Annotated in this window: 20 protein-coding genes and 1 tRNA gene; 11 read left to right on the top strand and 10 right to left on the bottom strand. The window is 71.2% G+C overall.

Features of this window, described 5'->3' with window-relative positions:
* Positions 1-215 precede the first annotated feature (215 nt).
* A complete protein-coding gene (locus ABT053_RS31180) occupies positions 216-1790 on the top strand; it encodes a helix-turn-helix domain-containing protein (protein ID WP_350973826.1) in 1575 nt (524 codons plus the stop codon).
* Here ABT053_RS31180 and ABT053_RS31175 read toward each other — a convergent pair.
* Both ABT053_RS31175 and ABT053_RS31170 read right to left on the bottom strand, forming a co-directional pair.
* The gene (locus ABT053_RS31175) at positions 1756-2289 is read right to left on the bottom strand and encodes an NTPase (RefSeq protein ID WP_350973823.1); all 534 of its coding nucleotides are present in this window, start codon (positions 2287-2289) and stop codon (positions 1756-1758) included. The two genes, ABT053_RS31180 and ABT053_RS31175, sit on opposite strands and share 35 nt — an antisense overlap.
* A gap of 32 nt (positions 2290-2321) precedes the next feature.
* On the bottom strand, positions 2322-2819 hold the full coding sequence (locus ABT053_RS31170) for a hypothetical protein (protein ID WP_350973822.1): 498 nt from the start codon (positions 2817-2819) through the stop codon (positions 2322-2324).
* A gap of 224 nt (positions 2820-3043) precedes the next feature.
* On the opposite strand from ABT053_RS31170, the gene ABT053_RS31165 reads away from it, so the two are divergent.
* The 3 genes from ABT053_RS31165 to ABT053_RS31155 all read left to right on the top strand — a co-directional run bounded on the left by ABT053_RS31165 (position 3044) and on the right by ABT053_RS31155 (position 5566).
* Positions 3044-3988, top strand: coding sequence for a diacylglycerol/lipid kinase family protein (locus ABT053_RS31165; protein WP_350973820.1), 945 nt, complete (start codon positions 3044-3046; stop codon positions 3986-3988).
* A gap of 166 nt (positions 3989-4154) precedes the next feature.
* The gene (locus tag ABT053_RS31160) at positions 4155-5075 is read left to right on the top strand and encodes an oxidoreductase (protein WP_350973819.1); all 921 of its coding nucleotides are present in this window, start codon (positions 4155-4157) and stop codon (positions 5073-5075) included.
* Positions 5072-5566, top strand: coding sequence for an SRPBCC family protein (locus tag ABT053_RS31155; RefSeq protein WP_350973818.1), 495 nt, complete (start codon positions 5072-5074; stop codon positions 5564-5566). The genes ABT053_RS31160 and ABT053_RS31155 overlap by 4 nt, the downstream gene beginning before the upstream one ends.
* A gap of 139 nt (positions 5567-5705) precedes the next feature.
* Here ABT053_RS31155 and ABT053_RS31150 read toward each other — a convergent pair whose 3' ends face one another.
* On the bottom strand, positions 5706-6527 hold the full coding sequence (locus ABT053_RS31150; protein ID WP_350973816.1) for a MerR family transcriptional regulator: 822 nt from the start codon (positions 6525-6527) through the stop codon (positions 5706-5708).
* Between the two features lie 237 nt (positions 6528-6764).
* Between ABT053_RS31150 and ABT053_RS31145 the strand changes: the two genes are divergently transcribed.
* Positions 6765-7598 (top strand): SCO6745 family protein, encoded by an 834-nt coding sequence (locus tag ABT053_RS31145; RefSeq protein ID WP_350973814.1) that lies wholly within the window; start codon positions 6765-6767, stop codon positions 7596-7598.
* Between the two features lie 122 nt (positions 7599-7720).
* Here ABT053_RS31145 and ABT053_RS31140 read toward each other — a convergent pair whose 3' ends face one another.
* From ABT053_RS31140 to ABT053_RS31120, 5 genes are all read right to left on the bottom strand, one after another.
* Positions 7721-8971, bottom strand: coding sequence for a serpin family protein (locus ABT053_RS31140; protein WP_350973813.1), 1251 nt, complete (start codon positions 8969-8971; stop codon positions 7721-7723).
* Between the two features lie 157 nt (positions 8972-9128).
* The gene (locus tag ABT053_RS31135; RefSeq protein ID WP_350973812.1) at positions 9129-9770 is read right to left on the bottom strand and encodes a hypothetical protein; all 642 of its coding nucleotides are present in this window, start codon (positions 9768-9770) and stop codon (positions 9129-9131) included.
* A gap of 142 nt (positions 9771-9912) precedes the next feature.
* Positions 9913-11298, bottom strand: a complete 1386-nt coding sequence (locus ABT053_RS31130) for a selenium-binding protein SBP56-related protein (protein ID WP_350973811.1) — start codon at positions 11296-11298, stop codon at positions 9913-9915.
* Between the two features lie 747 nt (positions 11299-12045).
* Positions 12046-12921 (bottom strand): hypothetical protein, encoded by an 876-nt coding sequence (locus tag ABT053_RS31125; RefSeq protein WP_350973809.1) that lies wholly within the window; start codon positions 12919-12921, stop codon positions 12046-12048.
* Positions 12922-13898: 977 nt separating this feature from the next.
* On the bottom strand, positions 13899-14972 hold the full coding sequence (locus ABT053_RS31120; RefSeq protein ID WP_350973806.1) for a helix-turn-helix domain-containing protein: 1074 nt from the start codon (positions 14970-14972) through the stop codon (positions 13899-13901).
* 261 nt (positions 14973-15233) lie between these two features.
* Between ABT053_RS31120 and ABT053_RS31115 the strand changes: the two genes are divergently transcribed.
* The gene (locus tag ABT053_RS31115) at positions 15234-15710 is read left to right on the top strand and encodes a rhodanese-like domain-containing protein (RefSeq protein ID WP_350973805.1); all 477 of its coding nucleotides are present in this window, start codon (positions 15234-15236) and stop codon (positions 15708-15710) included.
* Between the two features lie 2 nt (positions 15711-15712).
* Here ABT053_RS31115 and ABT053_RS31110 read toward each other — a convergent pair whose 3' ends face one another.
* A complete protein-coding gene (locus tag ABT053_RS31110) occupies positions 15713-16564 on the bottom strand; it encodes a DUF6597 domain-containing transcriptional factor (RefSeq protein ID WP_350973802.1) in 852 nt (283 codons plus the stop codon).
* Positions 16561-18396 carry an asparagine synthase-related protein gene (locus tag ABT053_RS31105; protein WP_350973801.1) on the bottom strand — a complete coding sequence of 612 codons (1836 nt, stop codon included), beginning with the start codon at positions 18394-18396 and terminating at the stop codon, positions 16561-16563. The genes ABT053_RS31110 and ABT053_RS31105 overlap by 4 nt, the downstream gene beginning before the upstream one ends.
* A gap of 65 nt (positions 18397-18461) precedes the next feature.
* Here ABT053_RS31105 and ABT053_RS31100 point away from each other — a divergent pair, with 65 nt between their 5' ends.
* The 5 genes from ABT053_RS31100 (at position 18462) to ABT053_RS31080 (ending at position 22025) form a co-directional block, all read left to right on the top strand.
* Entirely contained in the window at positions 18462-18995 is a 534-nt protein-coding gene (locus ABT053_RS31100; protein ID WP_350973799.1) for a TIGR03086 family metal-binding protein, read from the top strand.
* A gap of 106 nt (positions 18996-19101) precedes the next feature.
* Positions 19102-20700 (top strand): vWA domain-containing protein, encoded by a 1599-nt coding sequence (locus tag ABT053_RS31095; RefSeq protein ID WP_350973797.1) that lies wholly within the window; start codon positions 19102-19104, stop codon positions 20698-20700.
* A 211-nt stretch (positions 20701-20911) separates the two neighbouring features.
* Positions 20912-20984: transfer RNA gene (locus ABT053_RS31090), tRNA-Ala, on the top strand.
* 328 nt (positions 20985-21312) lie between these two features.
* Positions 21313-21600: a hypothetical protein gene (locus ABT053_RS31085; RefSeq protein ID WP_350973796.1), complete on the top strand. Its 288-nt coding sequence runs from the start codon at positions 21313-21315 to the stop codon at positions 21598-21600.
* Complete coding sequence (locus ABT053_RS31080; protein ID WP_350973794.1) at positions 21597-22025, top strand: type II toxin-antitoxin system VapC family toxin; 429 nt, start codon at positions 21597-21599, stop codon at positions 22023-22025. The genes ABT053_RS31085 and ABT053_RS31080 overlap by 4 nt, the downstream gene beginning before the upstream one ends.
* The last annotated feature ends 47 nt before the right edge of the window (positions 22026-22072 follow it).

Below are 22072 nucleotides of genomic sequence, written 5' to 3'. Positions count from 1 at the left end.
GACACCGGCGTGCCGAAGAAGGCGCATGTGTGGCCGGTTGACGTCGGATCGACGTTGGTTCCCGCCAACAGACGTTGCTGTTCGCGGCCCCGGCAGCGCTATGCCGCTTTGCGCATGGAGCCTTTTATGCGTCCCGCGCATAAGCGGTCACGCCCTGTACGGGGCGTTTTACACTCGGTTCGTAGACGAAGCGCGAGGGCTGAGTGAGACGAGCCATGACGACACGCCGACCCCTTCGATCGTGCGCGGTGTGCGGTACACGCCTGGCCGGTGACAACCCCGAGGTTCATTGCGGTCCATGCCAACGTCGAAGACTCGGGCCATTCGTCGGGCCACCGTCCGTGCCATCGGATTTTTGGGCCGACGCCCGACTACAGGAAGGAATCAAGGCCCGTCATATCGGGCAGATCATTCGCGCCTACCGGCTCCATCCCTGGCACGAGCGATCTCTTTCCCAGGAACGCGTGGCTGCCTGGTTGCACCTCAGCCAGACACAGCTGAGCCGTATCGAGTCGGGAAGGCCCGTTCAGGATCTCACCCGGCTGACCGCCCGGGCCAGGCTTCTCGGCCTGCCGCCCGCCCTCCTGTGGTTCACGCTGCCTGACGGGCAACCAGCGGCTGCCAGCGCAGGTGACTCGTTTTCCTCGCACGCGTCGTATGCGCCCGCCGGCTATGCGAACCCCGGCTCGCCATCGTCCGCCGTCTGCGAGACCGTGGAAACCAGAGCGGTTCAGATGGCCCGGGAGGAGGCGGACAACGTGCGCAGGAGCGAATTCCTGATGCTGAGCGGCGCCACTCTGGCCGGCATCCTGGCCCCGCCGTTGATCCATGGCTGGCCCGACCGGCGAGTGGCACCCCTGCCGGAATTGACCGACGATCTCCTGGACCAGCTTCGAGCCCAGACCGAGGGCTTTCGCTGGCTCGACCGTCGGCAAGGCTCTCTCCGCCTGCTGCCCGCCACGACTCGCCATGCTCGTGGCCTGGCGAATTTCTGGCGGCTCACCGACCGTCCCTCGCGGCTCCGGGCCGAGCTCGCCGAAATCGCGGCCGACACCTGCCATCTGGTGGCATACCAGGCATTCGACCAGGGCGAGCGGACGCAGGCCATCGAGTGGTATCGCTGTTCGGCCGAACTGGCCGCCCAGGCCGGTGCGCAGGATCTCTACGTTTTCGCGATGTGCGGAGTGGCGTACATGCACGCCCGCGACGGCCACGACGCGCTGGCCGTCTCCGTTCTCAGGCAGCTTGGGAGCTTGCCGCTGTCCGTCGCCGCCCAGTGTTACGTCGCGGTGTACGAGGCCCACGCCCAGGCCGCCGCCCACGATCGTGACCGAGCGCTCGGCGCGCTGGAACACGCGCATGTCCTGGCCGGGCGTACCGGACACGAGACTCCGTCGGCATGGCTGGGCGTTACCGATGGCTCGTTCGTCGATCGCCAGGCGGCCATCGTCCTGGCCGAGTTCGGTGATCCCGAGGCGCTGCGTGTCCTGACCCGCCTCGAAGTGCGGACCTCGGCGGCGTTCCGGCGTTACCAGGTGACGCTGGACGCCAATTTCGCCCTGGCCCACGCCAAACTCGGCGAGGTCGAGCAGGCCACTGCCCGAATGACCTCCGCGCTCGCGCGCAACGAGCACACCCGTTCCGCCGAGAAGCACACCCGTATCGTGGACGCGCGGCGGGTGCTGGGTTCTTGTGCCGACGCCAAGGAGGTTCGAGAGGTCGACGAGTTGCTGAGGGCCACCGAATCGTCCGCGCTCACAAGTGGCCGCAGTCCACGAGTGACCGGCTGAGACTCGCGGGCAACTGGTCGCGGTTCTCCACTGTCACCGCTATCAGCTCGACGTCGGGACGGGCTTTCAACGCGTCGGTCACCAGGTGGGCGCCCTGGTGAACCGTGGCGAGAAGCGGGGTGCCCACGCTGAAAAGCGTGTCGAGCCTGGTGACGAACGTCGGGGACATCAGCTCCATCGGGCCGAGTTCGTCGATGACGATGACCGCACCCGCCCCGCCCATGGCGCGACCCACGGCGGGCAGGGCGACGCGCTCGAAGGCTGCCAGGTCGACGCGGTAGCGGCCGATTCGAGGGCCGGAGGTCCACGAGACATGCGCCATGACCGCCGACGACCCGCCGATCTCCTCGACCGTGAATCCGACCCGCCGACCGTGTTCCCGCATCTCATGGGTGACAAAGCCGCCGACCGGCACTCCTTCCGCCTGGAGCAGTCCGACCAGGCGGCGGACGACGGTGGTCTTGCCGGTACCGGGCGGAGCGGTGAGCAGGAACGGCATGGGGAAAGGATGACAGGTAGGGCCGGGGCGGGTCAGTCGTCGGAGGCGACGATGACGGCCAGGGAGTCCCGGTTCCGGTCGATCAGGATGAGTTCGTGGAACTCGCCGAGGATCCAGCCCAGGTCGTCGTCGCGGGACGCCTCGTCGAGGTCGCGGAGGCGGTAGCGGGAGGTGGCCGCGCGGATCAGAGGGTAGACCTCGGCCTCCAGGTCGTGGGCGATCGTCTCGGGGAGGTCGGCGTACCTTCCGGCCCAGGTGTGGATCGTGGCGCGGGCGGCCTCCTGGTCGACCTCCTCGAACGAGGCGGGGGAGAGCGCGTCGAGGCGGTAGGGGCCGTGCACCGGGCCGCCGTCCTTCCGGGAGTCGGCGCCCAGATAGTCGTCCCGGTACAGCTGGTGGGAGAGCAGCGCGGTGAGCAGCGGTTCGTCGTCCTGCGGGGTGGCGAGACGGAAGTGCTTCACGTCCACCCAGCGGTAGGTCCCGTCCTTGAAGTTGACCAGGGTGGTCGAGGCGAACGCCAGTTGCTCCATGGGTGTGACGATAGTGACTCCCGGGATCCGATCATCACCGATTGGCCGAACTGGATAAGCGCCCGGCAAACGGGGGAAACAGGGCACGAGCTGGGCGCGCGCGGTGGCGGGCGCCCGTTCTCCGGGCGAGGGACGACGTTTGCCGCTCCGGGGTGGGGGCAGCCGTTGACACATCCGACGCGGTGCTGTTCGACGTATCCGACGTGGTGTTATCAGGAGGTCAGATGCTGCCCCGGAAGCAGAAGGTCGGCACGGTCGCGGTGATCGCCCACCAGAAGAAGACGTTCGGTGGAGGGCTCGACGAGCTGCGCAGGCTCCTCGCCGACGAGGGCGTCGGCGAGTTGCTCTGGTACGAGGTGCCCAAGAGCAAGAAGGCGCCGAAGAAGGCGAAGAAGGCGTTGAAGGAAGGGGCCGACCTGGTCCTGGTGTGGGGCGGCGACGGCATGGTGCAGCGCTGCGTGGACACGCTCGCGGGCTCCGGCGTCCCGGTCGGCATCCTCCCCGCGGGGACGGCCAACCTCTTCGCGCAGAACCTGGGCATCCCCGAGGACCTGCCCAAGGCCGTGCACATCGCCTTCCACGGCGAGAGCCGGAAACTGGACCTCGGGAAGGTGAACGGGGAGCACTTCGCCGTCATGGCCGGGGTCGGGTTCGACGCGGCGATGATCGAGGACGCCGACCGGGGGCTGAAGGACCGCCTGGGGCGCGTGGCGTACGTCTGGACGGGGCTGCGCCACGTCCGGGGGGAGCTCGTGCGCATGGAGGTCAAGATCGACGATGTGACGTGGTTCGAGGGCGAGGCGAGCTGCCTGCTGCTGGGCAACGTCGGCACCATCACCGGCGGCATCGAGGCGTTCGACGACGCGCGTCCCGACGACGGATGGCTGGAGATCGGCGTGACGACCGCGACGGGGCCGATCCAGTGGGCCCGCGTGCTCGGCCGGATGAGCGTGGGGCGGTCCGACGAGTCGCCGTTCGTCCGGATGTCCCGGGCGCGTAAGGTGACCGCCACGTTCGCCACCCCGATGACCTACGAGCTGGACGGCGGCGCCAAGGGCACCGTCACCGAGCTCAAGGCCAAGGTCGTGCCCGGCGGCATCACCATCCGCGTTCCCGAGTCCGAGTCCGAGCCCGCCTCCGAGGGCTCGGAGGACTCCGGCAAGGGGTGATCCCGGATCACCGACCCTGACAGGCTCCGACCGGCCGTGATCGCGGGTCACCGCGCACGGCCGGTGCGGGGCCGTCCTTAAAAACCCCTTTTAGTTAACATTCATGACAAATGCAGATTGGGTATGGTTTGTCGACTAATTTCGCTTAATAGGAAAGAGCGGGTCGATGGCCGGTAACCGCTGGACCGAGGCCGACGTTCCCGACCAGTCGGGGCGGGTCGTGCTGGTCACCGGTGCCAACACCGGTCTCGGCCTGGAGACCGCCCGGGTGTTCGCCGCGCGCGGGGCGACCGTGGTGATCGCCTCTCGCGACACCGGCAAGGCGGCCGGAGCGGCGGACCGCGTCCGCGCGGAGGCCGCCCCCGGCGCGGAGATCGAGGTGCTCCACCTCGACCTGGCGTCCCTGGAGTCGGTACGCAAGGCCGCGGGGGAGTTCCGCGACCGCCACGAGCGGCTGGATCTCCTGGTGAACAACGCCGGGGTGATGTTCCCGCCGTTCGGCCGTACCGCGGAGGGCTTCGAGCTGCAGTTCGGCACCAACCACCTCGGTCACTTCGCCCTCACCGGCCTGCTCCTCGACCGCCTCCTGCCGGTCCCCGGCTCCCGGGTCGTCACCGTCGCGAGCATCGCCCACCTGCGGGCCACGCTCGACCTCGACACCCCGCCGTCCGAGCACTCCTACAACGCCTCCGCCGCCTACGGCCGCTCCAAGCTCGCGAACCTGATGTTCACGTACGAGCTCCAGCGGAGGCTCGCCGCCGCCGGGGCGGGGACGGTCGCGCTGGCCGCCCACCCGGGGGTGTCCGTCACCGAGCTCAACCGCCACATGCCACGGACGCAGCGGGCCCTCATGGCCGCCGTGGGCCCGTTGTTCCTGCAGCCCCCGCGGATGGGCGCGCTGCCGGCCCTGCGCGCGGCCGTCGACCCCGGCGCCCGCGGCGGCGAGTACTACGGCCCGTCGGGACCGGGCGGGCTGCGCGGCCACCCGGTACTCGTCCGTTCCAGCCCCGCCTCGCACGACGCCGCCGCCCAGGCCCGCCTGTGGGCGGAGTCCGAGCGGCTGACGGGGATCGTGTACGAGCTGTGATCGATCTGAGGGTGTCGATCGACATAGACCGTCCCGCGGCCGAGATCTGGCGGATCGTCGCCGACTTCGGCCAGGATCCCCGGTGGCGCGCGGGCGTGACCACGATGGCGCCCGACCCGCCGGGCCTCGTCGTCCCGGGCACCACCACCGACGAGGCCCTGCGCTTCGCCGGACGCGGCTTCTACATCAGCGGCCTGGTGACCTCGGTGGTGCCCGGGAGGGAGTTCCTCTGGCGGGGGACGTCGGGGATCGACGTCGAGGGCGGCAGGTCGGTCGTGCCCCTGGACGACGACCGGTGCCGGGTGACCATGTGGTTCCGGCTCAGGCTCCCCGGCCTGCTGCGGCTGCGCGCTCCCCTGCTCGAACGCATGCTCAGGCGCAAGCTCCAGCAGAACGTCCGCCGCCTCGGCGACCTGGTCACCACGGACGCGTGGCACCACCCGCGGACGGCGGCCACCCCGCGCGACCGGCGTCCGTGGTCATCGCGGTGACCGTGTTCGCGTGAACGTGGCGTCGCCGTCCTCATGACGGTTTTCCGTGGTCATCGCGGTGTTGGTGTTTGGGTGGACGCGGCGGTGCGGGGGTCGCGTTCGTGCGGACGTGGGCCGTGGTGTCGCCGCCGCGGGACGGTCACGCCCGGGTGACCGTCATCTGCAGTTCGGTCACCCAGTTGTCGTAGTCGCCCTCGGGGCAGTCGATGGACACCTCCCTGGCCAGCCCGACGCCGCGGTAGCCGTGCTCGTCGATCCAGTGGGCCAGCGTCTGGAACGTCGGTCCCACCTCCTCCATCGAGCCTCGGTGGATGATGGTGGCGGCCTGCTCGATCTCCGGCAGGTCCACGACCGCGAAGTCGTGGTCGCCGCCCGTCTCCGCGTCGACCTCCAGCCCCGCGCGTATGGTCACCCGGCCGTCGGCCTCGGGCTCGTACCGGGCGATGCCGTATCCGGTGATCCTCACCCCGGCGGCGCCGACGCGACAGCACAGGTCGGCGAAGAGCGGCTGGATGACGGGGCCGATGTCCTCGCCGTCGTAGCTGGCCGCGACGGCGCTGAGCTCCGCCACGCGCGTCGAGGGGATCGACTTGAGAAGAACCTCTTCGGGGTGCATGTGACCTTCCTTGGCGATTGTCGTGAGCCGTACTTCCACCCGGACGAGCCGGGCCGTGTCCGACGCGATCCGTTCCTCCAGCTCGGCGCGGCGCAGCCGCAGCATCCCGTACAGCTCCGCGGCGTCGACCCGCTCGTCCAGGATCGAACCGATCTGGCGCAGGGTGAGGCCGAGGTCCTTCAGGGCGATGACGCGGTTGAGCCGCGACAGCTGGTCGGCCCGGTAGAAGCGGTGCCCGCTGCCCGGGTCGACGTGGGCGGGCCGGAGCAGGCCGATCGCGTCGTAGTGCCGCAACATGCGCACCGACACCTGGCCGAGCTGGGAGAACTCTCCGATACTGAACATGGTGCCTCCAGGTATAGGGGCTGACACCGTGTCAGCCGCAACCCTCGGACCCCGCCCGTGCGTCCTGGCTCGCGGCCGTCACCGTGACACCTCGGCCAGGTGTCGTTGACGGCTACTGGCGAGTAGGAATAGGTTTCCAGATACCAACTGGTCGGTTTGAAAAGGGACATATGCCTCGCCCGGTGCGAGGCCGGGGATCCTGGACGCCGGCCGTTCGCTGACTCCCTGGAGGCGTGAATGACCGACGTCCGGCTGGCCCGTCAATCCTGGCGCCGCCTGGAGCCCGTCCACGGGATGATCTACTTCGTGCCCGAGGCCACCGAGCGCTACGCCGCGCTCGGCCTCGACAGCCGCGCGGGCTACTTCGCCTCCCGCTCCGCCGCCTTCGGCACCGCCTCCGCCGAGCTGGTCATCGCGACCTTCTACAACTTCCACCCCGCCCTCGTACGGCGTGCGCTCCCCGCCGCGTGGCAGGTCACGACGCCGGAGAAGCTGCTCGCAGCCCGTCTCGAAGCCGCCGGGGCGGCCCTGCGCCGGGCCGGGATCCACGAGATCGAGACCCTCGCCGAGACGACGGAGCTCGCCGCCCGCGCCGCGGAGCGGGCCTGCGAGCACCCCCAGGGACGCCCGCTGTTCGCCGCGCACGCCGCGCTGCCCTGGCCCTCGGAGCCGCTCCTGCGGCTCTGGCACGCCCAGACGCTGCTTCGCGAGTTCCGGGGTGACGGGCACGTCGCGGCCCTGCTGACCGAGGGCGTCGGCCCGCTGGACGCGCTGGTCCTGCACGCCGCGAGCGGGCACGTCCCCACGGTGTTCCTCAAGTTCAGCCGCGACTGGCCCGAGGAGGAGTGGGCCGCGGCCGAGGAGGGACTGCGCGGGCGCGGCCTGCTGGACGGCGACGGGCTCAGCGAGGAGGGCGCGGCGCTCAGGCAGCGGATCGAGGACCGCACCGACGAGCTGGCGCTGCCCGCGTACGCCGCGCTCTCCGACGACGAGCTGGCCCGCCTGGCCGAGCTCGCGCGCGTCTTCGGCCGGGCCGTGGTGGACAACGGCCTGCTCACCCTCTCCGTCTGAGCCTCGTGTCCCCGCGGGGCCTTCGCGACTTCGCCAGGCTTTCGTGACCGCGCGGGGCTTTCGTGACCGCGCGGGGCTTTCGCGACCGCGCGGGGCTTTCGCGACCGCGTGGGGAGGACGGCTCAGCCGCCCGCGGACGGGTCGCCGACCTGGCCGATGAAGAGCGGGGTCAGCGTCGGCCGGTGGACGATCGCGAAGGCGAACGGGTGGTCGGCGCGGACCTCGGCCTCCGGCGGGGGCGGGGCCGATATGGCGAACATGAGACCGGTGACGGCGGCGGCCTCGGTGCCCCACTCGTCCACGGTGATGTTGGCGCGGTGGACCGCCTGGTCGAGCGTGGCCCCGTCGACGAGCCCCGAGTAGTCGTTCCCCCGCAGCCCCAGCCTCGCGAGCGGTTCCGCCAGGTCCAGGCTCGCGGAGAAGTCCCACCGGGGCATGGCGAGCCGCACCGGCCGCCGCTCCCCGAGCCCGGTGGCGACCCGCGTCATCACGTCGGGGGAGAGCAGGTCGGCGGGGGAGCCGCCCGCTCGCGGCACGAGGACCCACATGGCCAGCTCGTCCCCGGCGTAGCGCAGCTCCACGGCCTGCCAGCCGGACCCCTCCGCGTACGGGATGAAGCCCTCGCGGCGCATCAGGGTCGTGCGGGCCGTCGTGCCGTCCGCGCGGGTGAAGGTGGCGCCCTCCTCAGGCGGGTCGGTGAACGGCGTCGTCCAGTCGGCCCTGAGGTAGACGGCGTTGGCGATGACCAGCTTGGTCCTCGCGGGCAGCCTGTCGAACACCTTCTTGATCCGCCCGGCGGTCCGCTCCTCGGCCCAGGCGTCGATGACCTCCGTGGCGTTCCCGGCGAAGTCCACCTGGCGCACGCCGGTGCCGTACTGCGCCGCGAGCGTGCGCAGGAACCCGGGCTTGACGCTCAGCCCCTCCTGGGTGAACACCTCGTTGGCGATGCCCACGACCGGCGGCTCGGGTGCGCCCGCCTGGGCGTCCCGTTCCGCGTCCGGGTCGGGGAGGGGCGGCGGGTCGTCGGTCGTGACGATCCGCCGGGTGAGCGCGTTGAGGGAGGTGTGCGGCCCCTCGGAGGGGAATCCGAAGACCTCGTCGAGTTCGGTGGCGGTGCTCCCGGCGGCTCCCGCCCTCGCCAGTCCGAAGGCGTAGCCGATGCTCAGGGGCGACAGGACGGCGTTGGTCCCGGGTTTCGCGGTCGCGGCGAACAGGGCGTGCCCGAAGGAGGTCAGACCGCGTACGGTCTCCGCGATGGGAGGATCCTTGGGGACCTCGCGTTTCACCCCCTTCGCGGTGATCGCGCTGGACTCGGTCATGGCACACGCCGAGAGGGCGGCGACGGCCAGCAGGGCGGGTAACAGTCGGCGCATGATCCTGAAACGTACGCCGCCGCCGGGTGGTTCACCCGGTTCGCGCGGCGTTGGGTTCGCGTGTTCGGCCTGTGTGTCTGGCTCGTGCGGCGTTCGGGTCGCGTGTTTGGTTCGTACGTCCGGTTCGCGTGGTGTTCGGGGCGTTCCCCGGGCGGCGTCAGGTGAGCGCGGCGAAGGCGCCCGCCCCGATGAGGGCGACGGCCCAGGCGAGGTCGAGGTTGAACCACGCCTTGCGGAGCACCGCCACCCCCAGCCGTTCGTAGACGACCAGGGCCAGCACGGTGGTCGTCACCAGCATGGCCATCGTGTGCACCCCGGTCGTCAGCAGGCTCTGCGAGGCCAGCGCGGCGGCCTCGCCCTCGTGGCCGCCGTGCCCAACGTGTCCGCCATGTCCACTGTGTCCGCTGTTCAGGGTGACCGGGAGCACCATCAGCCCGGCCCCGTGGGCGGTGGCCATCAGGAACGACCACCCGGCCAGCTGCCACTTCGTCACCTTCATGCCGACCCAGCGGGGATGGCGCCGCCTCAGCAGCCGCCAGAGGCCGAACCCGCACACCACGGCCGCCACGCCGTACGAGACCACCTTGGGCGGCGCGGCCAGCCGGGCCGCCGACACCAGCGCGAGGGTGATGAGCACCGAGCCCGCGTGGCCGAGCACGATGGGCGGCAGCGCGCGCAGCACCCCGTCGCGCGAGCGTTCCTGCAGCCCGAGCGCGACCGCGAAGAGCCAGCCCATGGCCGGGTTCAGGCCGTGGAAGGCGCCGAGCCCGGCCAGGATGAGCAGGGACGTCAGATCCATCGGTCACGCCTCGCGGAGAGTGGGAAAGTGGCGGCGTCCGGTGGGCCCGGTGGGTCCGGTGGGCCCGCGACCGGGGCCGGGGGCAGGGGGCGGGGCAGGATCACGGTCTCGGTCACGGTCTCGGTCACGGTCACGGTCACGGTCACGGGAAGCAGTAGGAGTCGGAGGAGGAGTCGCCACCCTGCAGGCGGACCTGGTGCGCCCGGCGGCCGTCGGAGGCGAAGTCGACGAAGAAGCCCGGGTCGAGGGCGATCGAACCGTCGTCGGCGATGTCCACCTTCGCCATCCAGCCGGAGATGCCGTCGGGGTAGAAGACGTCGTCCCAGGAGCGGTAGAGCGAGTTGGTGAAATAGACCCGACGCCCGTCCCTGCTCGCCTCGACCATCTGCGGACCCCCGTTCAGCGCCCGGCCCGGGGCGGCGGGGTGGCCGTCGCGCCTCGCGATCCCGCCGATCCGCACCGAACCGGTCTCGCGCGGCGCGAACGGGTCGGAGACGTCGTACGCCTTGAGCTCGCCGGTTCCCCAGGCGGAGACGAGCAGGATCCGGTCGTCGAGGGTGAGCGAGATGTCACTGACCAGCGGGGGCACCGCGCCGAACTGCTTGAGCGGCTCGGGCAGCAGGCCGGGGTCGGCGGGCTCGGCCGGGATCGTGATCGTCTTACGGGCCTTCCAGACGCCGTCCTCCAGGTACCAGGTGAAGATGTTGGCCGACAGGTCCTCGACGTTGATCACGCTGTTGACGAAGCCGTAGGTCTTGGTCGGGTCGTGGGCGGGCCGGAGCTCCAGGGCCATCTGGTGCTGGTCGCCCAGGTCGATCTCCTGGAGGTGCCTGCGCTTGGCCAGGTCCCATACGTGCAGCTTGTGACCGTACTGCCGGCCGACCAGGAACTCCAGCGAGGGCCCCGGCTCGATCTGGTTGGGCGTCCCCCACTCGCTGGTGATCATCGTGTCGTGCCCGAGGTGCCACCAGAAGTCGTAGTGCAGCCGCTGCGAGCCCCGGTCGGCCTCCCAGCGGCCCTTGGGCTCGAAGGTGTCGTGGTCGAGCGTGAACACACCGCCGGGCGCGTCGCCGTCCACGTTGCCGAGCGCGCTGACGTAGATGGCGTCGGTGCCGCAGTGGACGGTGTGCGGGCGGCTGTAGCCGGTCTTCTCGAAGATCGTCTCTGGCTCGATCGTCTTGACGAGCTTGGGGGACCAGGGGTCGTCCTTGACGTCGAAGATGTAGATCCTGCTGGACCTCAGGCCGGGAAGGACCAGGTAGCGCCGCTCCACGTGGGGGTGCGGCGCGTACGGGCACAGGGCCGCGCTGCACACGTTCCAGCCGAAGTGGTGGAGTTCGTCGCCGGGGACGGACATGTCGTGCACGTCGGCGATCGACCCGTTCGACAGGTCGATCGTGGCGAGCCCGTCAGGCCGGTCGTCGCCGGTCGTGGCGAGCAGCGCGACGTAGGCGAGCTCCTCCTTCGGGGCCGCCATGGCCTCGCGGGCCGAGGGGTAGAAGGTGGGATCGGGCTGGATGAGCGCCACGGTGAACTCCTGAACTCGTAGCCGGAACCGGTACCCAACTAATCATGTAGGAAAACTGTCTGTTGTCCAGAGGTCATGTTGCGTGACCGGCGGGAGTCTCCGGCTGCCGGGTCCTGCCGGTTCGCCGGGCCGGTGAACGTGGAAGGTGGTCCGCGTGAGGCGCGGGATCCTCTGGTGAGGGTTGCGGGTGGAGGGGGCGAGAGAATGTTTCGGATACGCGGAGAGGTGCGAGGCGTAATGCCCCGCACCTCTCCGTGTTTCAGTTGACGGCCACCTGGCCCGCGCGGCCGTTTCCGGGTTTCACTTTTCCGGTCCTACTGGACCTTCGAAGTGAACAGCCGGGCCGGGACGCGTCAAGCGGCCTGCTTTCATGAGGCCCTTTCGGGGTCTTTTCCGGGGGCCTCTTTTCGGAGGCCCCCGGAAAAGCTCAGCAGACTCGTACAGCCGCCGCCGTGCAGGCCCTCGGATAGGCCCAGTAGACCGGGACGCTGACGACCGGGGTACTGACGACCGGGTAAGCGGCGAACGGTGCCCTGACCGGCGACGATCCGGCCGGGCCCTGCGGCCCGATCGGACCCTGAGGTCCGACGGGACCCTGAGGTCCCGGAGGTCCTGCCGGTCCCGCGGGCCCGGGTGCGCCGGGTGCGCCGTCGACGCCCGCGGGTCCTGCCGGTCCTTCCGGTCCCGGAGGTCCTGCCGGTCCTGCCGGTCCTGCGGGTCCTTCCGGTCCGGGCGGGGCGCCGGGGCCTATCGGGCCGGTCTCACCGTCGGCTCCCGGAGGTCCTGCAGGTCCTTCCGGCCCTTCGGGGCCTTCGGGTCCTGCCGGTCCTGCGGGACCTTCCGGTCCTTCGGGTCCCTCGGCTCCGGGAGGTCCAGGAGGCCCGGGAGGCCCTTCCGGTCCTGCGGGTCCCTCGGGTCCTGCCGGTCCTTCGGGCCCGGGTGCGCCATCGGCGCCCGCGGGTCCTGCTGGTCCTTCGGGTCCGGGTGCTCCGTCGGCTCCGGGTGCGCCGTCGGCGCCTGCGGGTCCTGCGGGTCCCTCGGGTCCAGGTGCGCCGTCGGCTCCCGGTGCTCCGGGTGCGCCGTCGGCGCCTGCGGGTCCTGCGGGTCCCTCGGGTCCAGGTGCGCCGTCGGCGCCTGCGGGTCCTTCAGGTCCGGGTGCGCCATCGGCTCCGGGTGCTCCGGGTGCTCCGTCGGCGCCTGCGGGTCCTGCCGGTCCCTCAGGTCCGGGTGCTCCGTCGGCTCCTGGTGCGCCGTCGGCGCCTGCCGGTCCTGCCGGTCCTGCGGGTCCTTCCGGTCCGGGTGCTCCGTCGGCTCCCGGTGCTCCGGGTGCGCCGTCGGCGCCTGCGGGTCCTGCGGGTCCTGCGGGTCCCTCGGGTCCGGGTGCGCCGTCGGCTCCCGGTGCTCCGGGTGCGCCGTCGGCGCCTGCGGGTCCTGCGGGTCCTGCGGGTCCCTCGGGTCCGGGTGCGCCATCGGCTCCCGGTGCTCCGGGTGCGCCGTCGGCGCCTGCGGGTCCTGCGGGTCCCTCAGGTCCGGGTGCTCCGTCGGCTCCTGGTGCGCCGTCGGCGCCTGCCGGTCCTGCCGGTCCTGCCGGTCCTGCGGGTCCCTCGGGTCCGGGTGCGCCATCGGCTCCGGGTGCTCCGGGTGCTCCGTCGGCGCCTGCGGGTCCTGCCGGTCCTTCCGGTCCGGGTGCGCCGTCGGCGCCTGCGGGTCCTGCTGGTCCCTCAGGTCCGGGTGCTCCGTCGGCTCCGGGTGCTCCGTCGGCGCCTGCGGGTCCTGCCGGTCCTGCGGGTCCCTCGGGTCCGGGTGCGCCGTCAGTGCCTGCGGGGCCTTCCGGTCCTGCCGGTCCTGCGGGTCCGGGGAGGCCTGCCGGTCCCCTCGGGCCTACCGGTCCCCTGGGTCCCTCGGGTCCGGGTGCGCCGTCGGTGCCGTCGGCACCGGCCGGGCCTGCGGGGCCTCGGGGGCCTACCGGGCCCCTGGGGCCTGCGGGTCCCGCGGGACCCGCGGGGCCGGGCGGGCCCTGAATCCCGTCAGGGATCCGGCAGAGGAAACTGGGCAGCCCCAGCCACCTGCACAGCGGGAGGTAAATCGCGTCGCTCGCGGTCGGACGCAACCCGTCGTGGATGATCGTTCCGGTGGCTACGACATCCCTGCTGCGGATCACCGTAGGTACGGAGATGAAGTTCGTGCAAATGCTGGAAAGCACCGTGGGGCAGGGGTCGCCCTGTGTGCTTCCGATGGACCGGATCTCGTCGTGGTGGGCTTGCGCCGATATTTGAAGTTGCGAATCGGCCGAAACTGGGACAGGGGAGTGCAAAAGAAGGACGGCCCCGGCGAGCGCGCCGCCCGCAAGGGTCCGTTTCATGAAAGTAGACACGTGCGTTGTCTCTCCCCTCCTATTGAGAGAAAACGCTGTACGGCTATTCTTGGGGCGTCCGGGGGATAGGCGGGAGAAGTGTGCTTCGAATCCGGAATGGAAGCTTGATGGGGGGTGCGCGTTTCTTTGCGTTCCGCAAATTTGGGTCTCTGTATAAAAGTTTAATGGCGCCGTTGTCATGATTAGTCGGATAAGTGAACCACGATAAGATAAAGGGTAAATTACGCTAACGGCTTGCTTCGCGGTGAAGTTCGGTGGCCGGATCCAGCTCCCCGGTCCGGTGCTCGGATCCGTGCGAGCTCGCGGGGCCGGACGGCGCCGGGGCGCGGAAGGCCCGCCGGTAGGCCGAGGGGGAGGTGCGCATCGTCCGGGTGAAGTGGTGGCGGAAGGTCGCCGCGCTGTCGAAGCCCACCGCGGACGCGATCTCCTCCACCGGCGCGGAGGTGGACTCCAGCATCGCCAGGCTGGCCGTGACCCGCTGGGAGATCACCCACCGCAGCGGGCTCGTTCCGGTCTGCCGCCCGAAGTGCCTGATGAACGTACGCCGGGACATGTGCGCGGCCTCGGCGAGGGAGGCGATCGTGATGGGTTCGGCGAGGTGCTCCAGTGCCCAGGTCATCGCGGCCGCCATGGCGGCACCGTCCTCCACCGGGGTGACCGCGGCCTGGACGAACTGTGCCTGCCCCCCGTCCCGGTGCGGGGGGATGACGAGCCTTCGCGCGACCTCGTTGGCCACGCCCGGCCCGTGGTCCTTGCGTACCAGATGGATCAGCAGGTCCAGTCCCGCCGCGCTGCCCGCGCTGGTCAGCACGTCCTCACCGTCCACGTAGAGCACGTCCGGATCGACCCTGACCCGCGGGAACCTCCGCTGGAGCAGGTCGGCGTACCTCCAGTGGGTCGTCGCCTCCCTGTCGTCCAGCAGTCCCGCGGCGGCCAGCGCGAACGCTCCCGAGCAGATGGACACGACCCGCGCCCCCCGGTCGCGGGCTCGCCGCAGGGCCGCGACCACCTCGAGGGACACCTCGCCGTGGACGTCCGCCACGCCGGGCACGATCACCGTGTCCGCGGCCGTCAGCACGTCGAGACCGTGCTCCGCCCGCATCGTGAACCCGCCCGTGACCCGCAGGTCGGTGCGGCTCTCGGCGCAGACCGACAGCTCGTACCAGGGGACTTCCAACTCGGGGCGGGCGATGCCGAAGATCTCGACCACGCAGCCCAGCTCGAAGGGGGACATGCCGTCGAAGGCGAGCACGGAGACGGTGGGACGCGTGGCGCGGGGTACCGGCGGCGGGACGAACATGGCGAGATATTAACGATAAGCGGCATTCGTGCCACTGTCGGGTCCGGCATCACGACCGGCACCATTACCTGTGTCGGGCGTCACGACCCGCACCGGCGCGCGACACGGGACATCGCGACCGGCTACTGACACTCGCGACCAGCACCATCACCCGGCGACCGGTGAGATCGCCCGGCGACCGGTGCCGGAGCTCGGTCCGGGCGTCGCGGCGGCACCGTCGCCCCGCCGCGTCCCTCGTCACCCCTACCTGAAAGGTCACACATGTCCGTCACCACTCACTCCTCCTCCGTCACCGCGGTACCGGCGGCGGGGAACGCCGACGCGCTGGCGCACTTCGCCGCGAGGCTGGCGTTCGAGACCGACGTGTCCGACGTCGCCGCCGACCTCGCCGCCGGGGTCGCGGACATCGTCGTGGTCGACTCCCGGAGCCGGGAGAGCTGGGACCAGGGTCACGTCCAGGGAGCCCTCCACCTGCCCACCGCGCTGATCGCCACCCGCGCCCGCTCGGTCGTCCCCGCGAATGTGACCGTGGTGACCTACTGCTGGGGGCCGGGGTGCAACGGCGCCACCCGGGCCGCGCTGGAGTTCGCCCGGCTCGGCTACCCGGTCAAGGAGATGCTCGGCGGCTTCGAGTACTGGGCCAGGGAGGGCTTCCCCGTCGAGACCGGCGCGGGGGTGTCCCGCCGCCCCGTCGACGCCCTGACCGCGCCGGTCTCCGGCATCGCCTGCGCCTGCTGACGTCACTCCGCCAGGCGGCGGGCGTACGCGGTGGGAGGCATGCCGATCACGGCGGTGAAGTCGCGGGTGAAGTGGGACTGGTCGCTGTAGCCGAGATCGGCGGCCAGCCGCGACCAGTCGGTGGCGGGCCCGGCCCGTTCGGCGGCCTCGTGGATGCGGTAGCGGCGGATCACCCACTTGGGGGAGACGCCGACGTAGTCGCTGAACAGCCGCTGCAGGTGCCGCACGCTCAGCCCGTGCAGGGCGGCGAGGTCGCCGACGCGGACGATGGCCGGGTCGGCGAGCACGCTCGCGACGAGGTTCGCCGCCCGCTCGGCGACGGGGTCGCGGGCGGGGAGCCGCGCGAGCAGGAACCCCTCCAGCACCTGCAGGGCCTCCGCGTCGGAGTCCGAGGAGGCGGCCAGTACGGCCGGGGCCACCGCGTCGGCGTCCGGGCCGAGGATCCGGGAGGCGGGGGTGAAACGATCGGTGATCGTGGAGAGCGGGGCGCCGAGGAAGGGCCGGAAACCGGCGGGCCGGAAGCGGGTGCCGACCACGACCCCGGTGCCGGTCAGGACCTCCAGGTAGTCGCCGGTGATGACCCCGGCCACCCGGGAACCGTGCTCGTGGAAGACCAGGTTCACCGACGGGTGGGAGACGATCCGCTGCTCGTACGGCTCGGCCAGCTCCCAGCGGACGATCCAGTGGTGCTCGACGAAGGGGGCGAGGGCCGGGTGGCACGCGTGGCGCCCGTAGCGGAACTTGGCCGCCCCGAAGTTCAGGATGCCCCGGGTGTCGCCGGCGGGCGCCCCCGTCCCACCAAGGGAAACCCCCGTCCCGCCCGGAGAGGTCCCGGGGCCGGATGGGTGGCTCACGACGGGATGGGGATGTGGACCTTCGGCAGGCCCTGCGGCTCCTTGCCCGGGTAGTCCCCGCCCAGCATGGTGGCCACGGTGTAGAGGTGCCAGGCCTGGTTGGGCTTCCTCAGGACGGGCTCGGCGAACAGCTTGCGGACCTCGTCGGGCCTGACGATGGGCGCCAGCAGGTCCAGGCGGCCGAGGACGTGGTCGCGCATCAGGCCGGTGAGTTCCTCGCCGGGGCTGGTCCGCCAGTTCCAGCCGCCCCCGCCGGTCTTCGGCGCGGTCAGCACCTGTGGCCTGCGCTGCCAGGGGTAGTAGCGCCTCCCGACGCTGAACCGCCAGGGCTTGCCCTCGACCGGGATGTCCCTGAGCGAGGGGGCCAGGACACCGAGCAGCTCGTAGATGACCTCCTCCGACAGCCGCCAGGTCTGGTCGAGGCCCAGCGCGGCGCGGACCACCCGGTTGTCGAGGAACGGCCAGATCTGGTCGCCCCTGCGCAGCGAGCCCGCCCGCGCCCCCGCGTGCCAGCGGCCGACCTTGTAGGAGATGTACATGTGGTCGAGCGCCTCCAGCGGGGCCCGCTCCAGCCAGGGCCCGGCCAGCTCGCGGGCGTGCGCGTTGGCCTCCTCGGTGAACAGCGCCGGGTCCCGCAGGAAGGTCACGTCCACCCGGCGGCGCAGGGCCTTCTCCGTCAGGTCGGTCTGGAGCAGCAGCAGGCCCCCGGCCCGCAGGATCTCCCCGCTCTGCCCCGACATGGTCGGTTTGGCGCTGTAGGGGAGATAACCGACGATCGACTCGTACGCCGACGTCATGCCCTCGCAGGCGCGCAGCGTCTCGTAGGCCCGCGCGAGGGGGTGCTCGACGACGATCGCGTCCTTCTTCCCGGCGTTCCCGGCGTTCCCGGCGTTCCCGGCGTTCCCAGTGTTCCTGGTGTTCCCGGCGTTCCCGGTGCGGGCCGGGGGGATGACGGTGTGCTCGACGCGGAGCGCGCGGGCGACCCGACCGGCGATGATCACGTCGGGATGGGTGTCGAGGCCGTTGGTGGTCGCGCGCAGCGGGATGCCGGCCGCGTGCAGCGTCGCGGCGATCAGCCGGCTGTCCCTGCCGCCGGTGAGGGCGAGGTTCACCGGCTCCCCGGCCGCGCGCAGCGGCTCCACCGTCGCCAGCAGCGCGCTCGCCAGCTCGCCGACCAGCTCCTTCTTCCCCCTGCGCGACGTGGGCGCGGGCACGGCGGCGGGGAGCGGGGTCGTGGTGACCGTACGACGGCCGCCCCTGACGGTCACCGACGAGGACGGCGGCAGCGCGCTCACCCCCCGGTAGGGCGTCTCGTCCGACAGGAAGTACCCCTGCCGGATCATCGACTGCAGCGCGAGCACGTCCCACTCGACCCGGTCGCCGCCGCCCGCGAGGTGGACCAGCAGCGCCCTGCTGCCGATCACGTGCGCGTCGGGGGTCTCGGCGTAGTAGACCGGGCAGACCCGGTGGATCGCGGTGGCGGCCGACAGCTCGTCCTCGGCGGCCCGGAACGCGGAGAAGCACCCGCCGACCGCCTCGGTGTCCAGAGTGGGCATGGCCGCGAGCCGGTTCACGTCGTCCGGCGCGGCCAGGTAGCCGTTCACCCCGGTCACCCGGTCGTGCCCGGTCTCCAGCAGGGGAGGCCGCCGCGAGTCGTCCGGCTCGTTGGTCCAGGCGAACACGGAGACGCCGGGACGGTGCCACTCCCGGGACCTGATGACCTCGGGCGGTACGGGGAACGCGCTGTCGATCGCGCCCCTGACGGTGTGCAGCATCGCCTCCGGTATTCCGGCTCCCGGGTCTTTGGCCGCGAGGCCGAGGTACACGCGCATGGTGCAGGATCCTATGTCGCGTTTTTTCAAGACAGCTGTGAGTCCGGCTCGACAGCATGGCCGTCATGAACGAGATGCTGTCACGCGCCGTCACCGGCACGGCGGCCGTCGCCCGCGGCGTCCGCGACGACCAGCTGGACCTGCCCACCCCCTGCGAGGGCTTCGACGTACGGGAGCTGCTCGGCCACCTGGCCTGGACGGCGGCGATGTTCGAGGCGCTGGCCCGCCGCGAGCAGCCGCCGCCGCAGGACGCCGATCACGCCCCCTTCGCCGATCGGGCCGGCGCGGTGCTCGCCGCCTGGTCCGCACCCGGGGTGACCGAGGGGACCAGTCCCACGCTGGGGATGCCCATGGCCCTGGTGCTCCAGCTGGTGCTGGGCGACATGGCGATCCACGGCTGGGACCTCGCCAGGGCCACCGGCCAGGACTACGCGGTGGACGCCGAGACCGGTGAGGCCGTGGCCGCCTTCGTCGCGGGGATGGCGCCGCAGGGACGGCGGATGGGGGTCTTCGGGGAGGAGGTGCCCGTGGCGGAGGACGCTTCGCCGTTCGAGCGGGCGCTCGGGCTCAGCGGGCGGGACCCGGCGTGGAGACGCTGAAACCCTGATCACGCGCCGAACACGGTTTGCGCTCGCTTGGGTCAAGCTCCCGGCGGACCGGGGCGAGGAGTCGTCGTAGGGGATGACCCGCATCCCAGGAGGCGACATGAAGTCACGTCCGCTCGCCATTGCCCTCGCCGTGCTCGCGCTGTTCGCCCTGATGTTCGCCGCCGCCTGCGGCGGTTCGGACGCGAGCGAATCCGCCGGCCAGCCGATGCCCGAATCCGGGAAGGCGGTCCCGTCCATGCCCCCGGACGGCCGTCCGCCCGAGGCCGGAGACGACACCGCCAAGGCCGGGAACGAGAACGGGAACGAAAACGGGAACGAGGCCGAGACCGAGACCAGGGCTCGGGCCACCACCGGGAGCGAGGAGTCCAAGACCGAGGCCGCCCGGCGGCGCGACACCTCCGCCGAGCAGATCTCCACCTTCGCCCTCGACGTGGACACCGCCTCGTACGGCTACAGCAAACGGGCCATCACCGAGGGCAGGCTGCCGGAGGCGGGCCAGGTCAGGCCGGAGGAGTTCGTCAACTCCTTCAAGCAGGACTACGCGGAGCCCAAGGACGACGGTTTCACCGTGCACATGGACGGCGCCCGCACGCCGGGGAACGGCACCGCGCTGCTCCGCGTCGGCCTGCAGACCCGCGGGGCGAGCGCGGAGGCCCGGCGCCCGGCGAACCTCACCTTCGTGGTGGACGTGTCGGGCTCGATGGACGAGGACGGCAGGCTCGACCTGGTCAGGGAGGCCCTGCACAAGCTCGTCGACCAGCTCGGGCCCGGCGACCACGTCTCCCTCGTGGCCTTCAGCGACCGGGCGGACGTCGTCCTCTCCATGACCCCGGCGACCGACAGGGACAGGCTCCACGCCGCCGTCGAACGCCTCGCCATCCAGCAGTCGACGAACCTGGAGGCCGGGCTGACCAGCGGGTACGCCGAGGCCGCGGCGGCTTTCCGGCCGGTGGCCGTCAACCGCGTCATCCTGCTCTCCGACGGCCTGGCCAACACCGGCGACACCACCTGGCAGGGCATCCTCGACCGGGTCGCGGACGCCGCGGGCAAGAAGATCACCCTGCTGTGCGTCGGCGTCGGCCGCGACTACGGCGACGAGCTGATGGAGCAGCTCGCCGACAACGGCGACGGCGCCGCGGTCTACGTCAGCTCCGTCGACGACGCGCGCAAGGTCTTCGTCGAGCAGCTCGCCACCAACCTCGATCTGCGCGCCCGCGACGCCAAGGCGCAGGTCGTGTTCAACCCCTCGGTGGTGGAGTCCTACCGGCTGATCGGCTACGAGAACCGGCAGATCGCGACCGAGGACTTCCGGGACGACGGCAAGGACGGCGGCGAGATCGGCCCCGGCCACTCGGTGACGGCGCTGTACGAGGTCCGGCTGCGCGGCGGGGCGTCGGGACAGCTGGCCACCGCCACCGTGCGCTGGCAGGATCCCGACACCCGCGCCCCCTCGGAAGCCGCCCGTTCCCTGGAGGCGGGCGACCTGGCGGCCTCACCGTGGGAGGGGCCCACGCCGAGGTTCCAGGTCGACGTGGTGGCCGCGGGCTTCGCGGAGTATCTCCGCGCCGGGGAGGGGATCGCCGGAGCCGGGCCCGACGACCTCGCCGCCCACGCCACCCGCCTGGCCGCGTCCACCGAGGACCCGGCGGTGACCGAGCTCGCCGGGCTGATCGAGAAGGCCGCGTCACTCAGGTAGGTGCCCGTACACGCCGTGGCCGGATGGGCCGGTTCCCGTGGACCGGCCCTCGCCGCGGGTTCTGTCCGGTGGCCGGATCTCGGGCGCGAGGCGGCGCAGCCGGCCGGGAAGCCGGATCCTGGCCGGCGTCGCGGCGGTTACAGGGTGCGGGGTGATTTCCTATACACTGGCGTGGTCGCCGGGCCCGCCCGGGGACATCGGTTACACCCGAGGGGCTATGGCGCAGCTGGTAGCGCGCCTCCATGGCATGGAGGAGGTCTGGGGTTCGAATCCCCATAGCTCCACCGGTCACAAAGGCCTCGGATCCTTCGATCCGAGGCCTTTGTGCTTCTCGTCGTGGCCGGGGCGGGGGCGCATGGCCGCTTCCCTCTTGGTCCTCGCTTCCCTCCCGGTCGTCTCCGGTTACCGGATCCAGGCATGAGAGTGGCGCTCCTTGACCTGTACCGGTACGCGGCTGAAGTCGGCGGCATCAAGGCGTCCCGTCCCCGGCAAACCCGACCAGGGTACGGCCCGGGTGCGGCTGAGGCTCCTCGGCTCCCTGACCGCGCCCAGGTCATAGAGGTCCTACGGCTGGACATGGTATGCCGTGGTACGTCGAGGTACGGTTGAACCATGGATGTTCCGAGGCTTCGCCCGACCGAGGTGAGCGTGCGCCAATTCGTCAACGACTCCGGCAGCATCACGCGTGGCCTGCGTGAGGGGAGGCGATACATCTTGACGATCAACGGCGAGCCGCTCGCGGAGGTGAAACCGATCAAGCGCCGCCGGTTTGTTCCCACAACCGAGGCGCAAGCCGTCTTCGCCACCGCTCCGGCTGTCGACTGGGACCGGGTGCGGGCCGATCTGGACACAGTGATCGATGACGAACTGCGTGATCCGTTCGACGGGACCGGTCTGTGATCCGGCACGAGCGCGGCGTTCTGGACACCAACATCGTGGCCGCCTTCAAGCTCTTCGACCCCGCCGAGCTGCCGGCGGAGTCGGCGATCACGGCCGTCACGCTCGGCGAGCTGTCGCGTGGTCCGTACGCCACCGATGATCCGGTCAAGCGGGCGGGAAGGATCGCGGTGCTTCAGTACGCCGAAGCGGCATTCGGTGACCCGCTGCCGTACGACGCCGAGGCGGCCCGTATGTTCGGGCAGATCTGTGCCGTTGTGTACGCGCAGGGCCGGCAGCCGCGAAGCCGGACCGCTGACTTGATGATCGCCGCGACGGCCGCCAGTAACGAGCTGCCGCTGTTCACCGCCAACCCCAAGGACTTCGACGGCCTGGAACGGATAGTGGACGTGCTCGCCGTGACGCGCCCTTACGGTGCGACAGGTTAGCCGCGGGCACGTGAGGCAGTCTGCCACTTGCGGCGCGGTGTTCGAGT

It is taken from the genome of Streptosporangium sp. NPDC002524, from assembly GCF_040295985.1.
Taxonomy (GTDB): domain Bacteria; phylum Actinomycetota; class Actinomycetes; order Streptosporangiales; family Streptosporangiaceae; genus Streptosporangium.
This window is presented reverse-complemented; position numbering and strand designations above follow the sequence as displayed.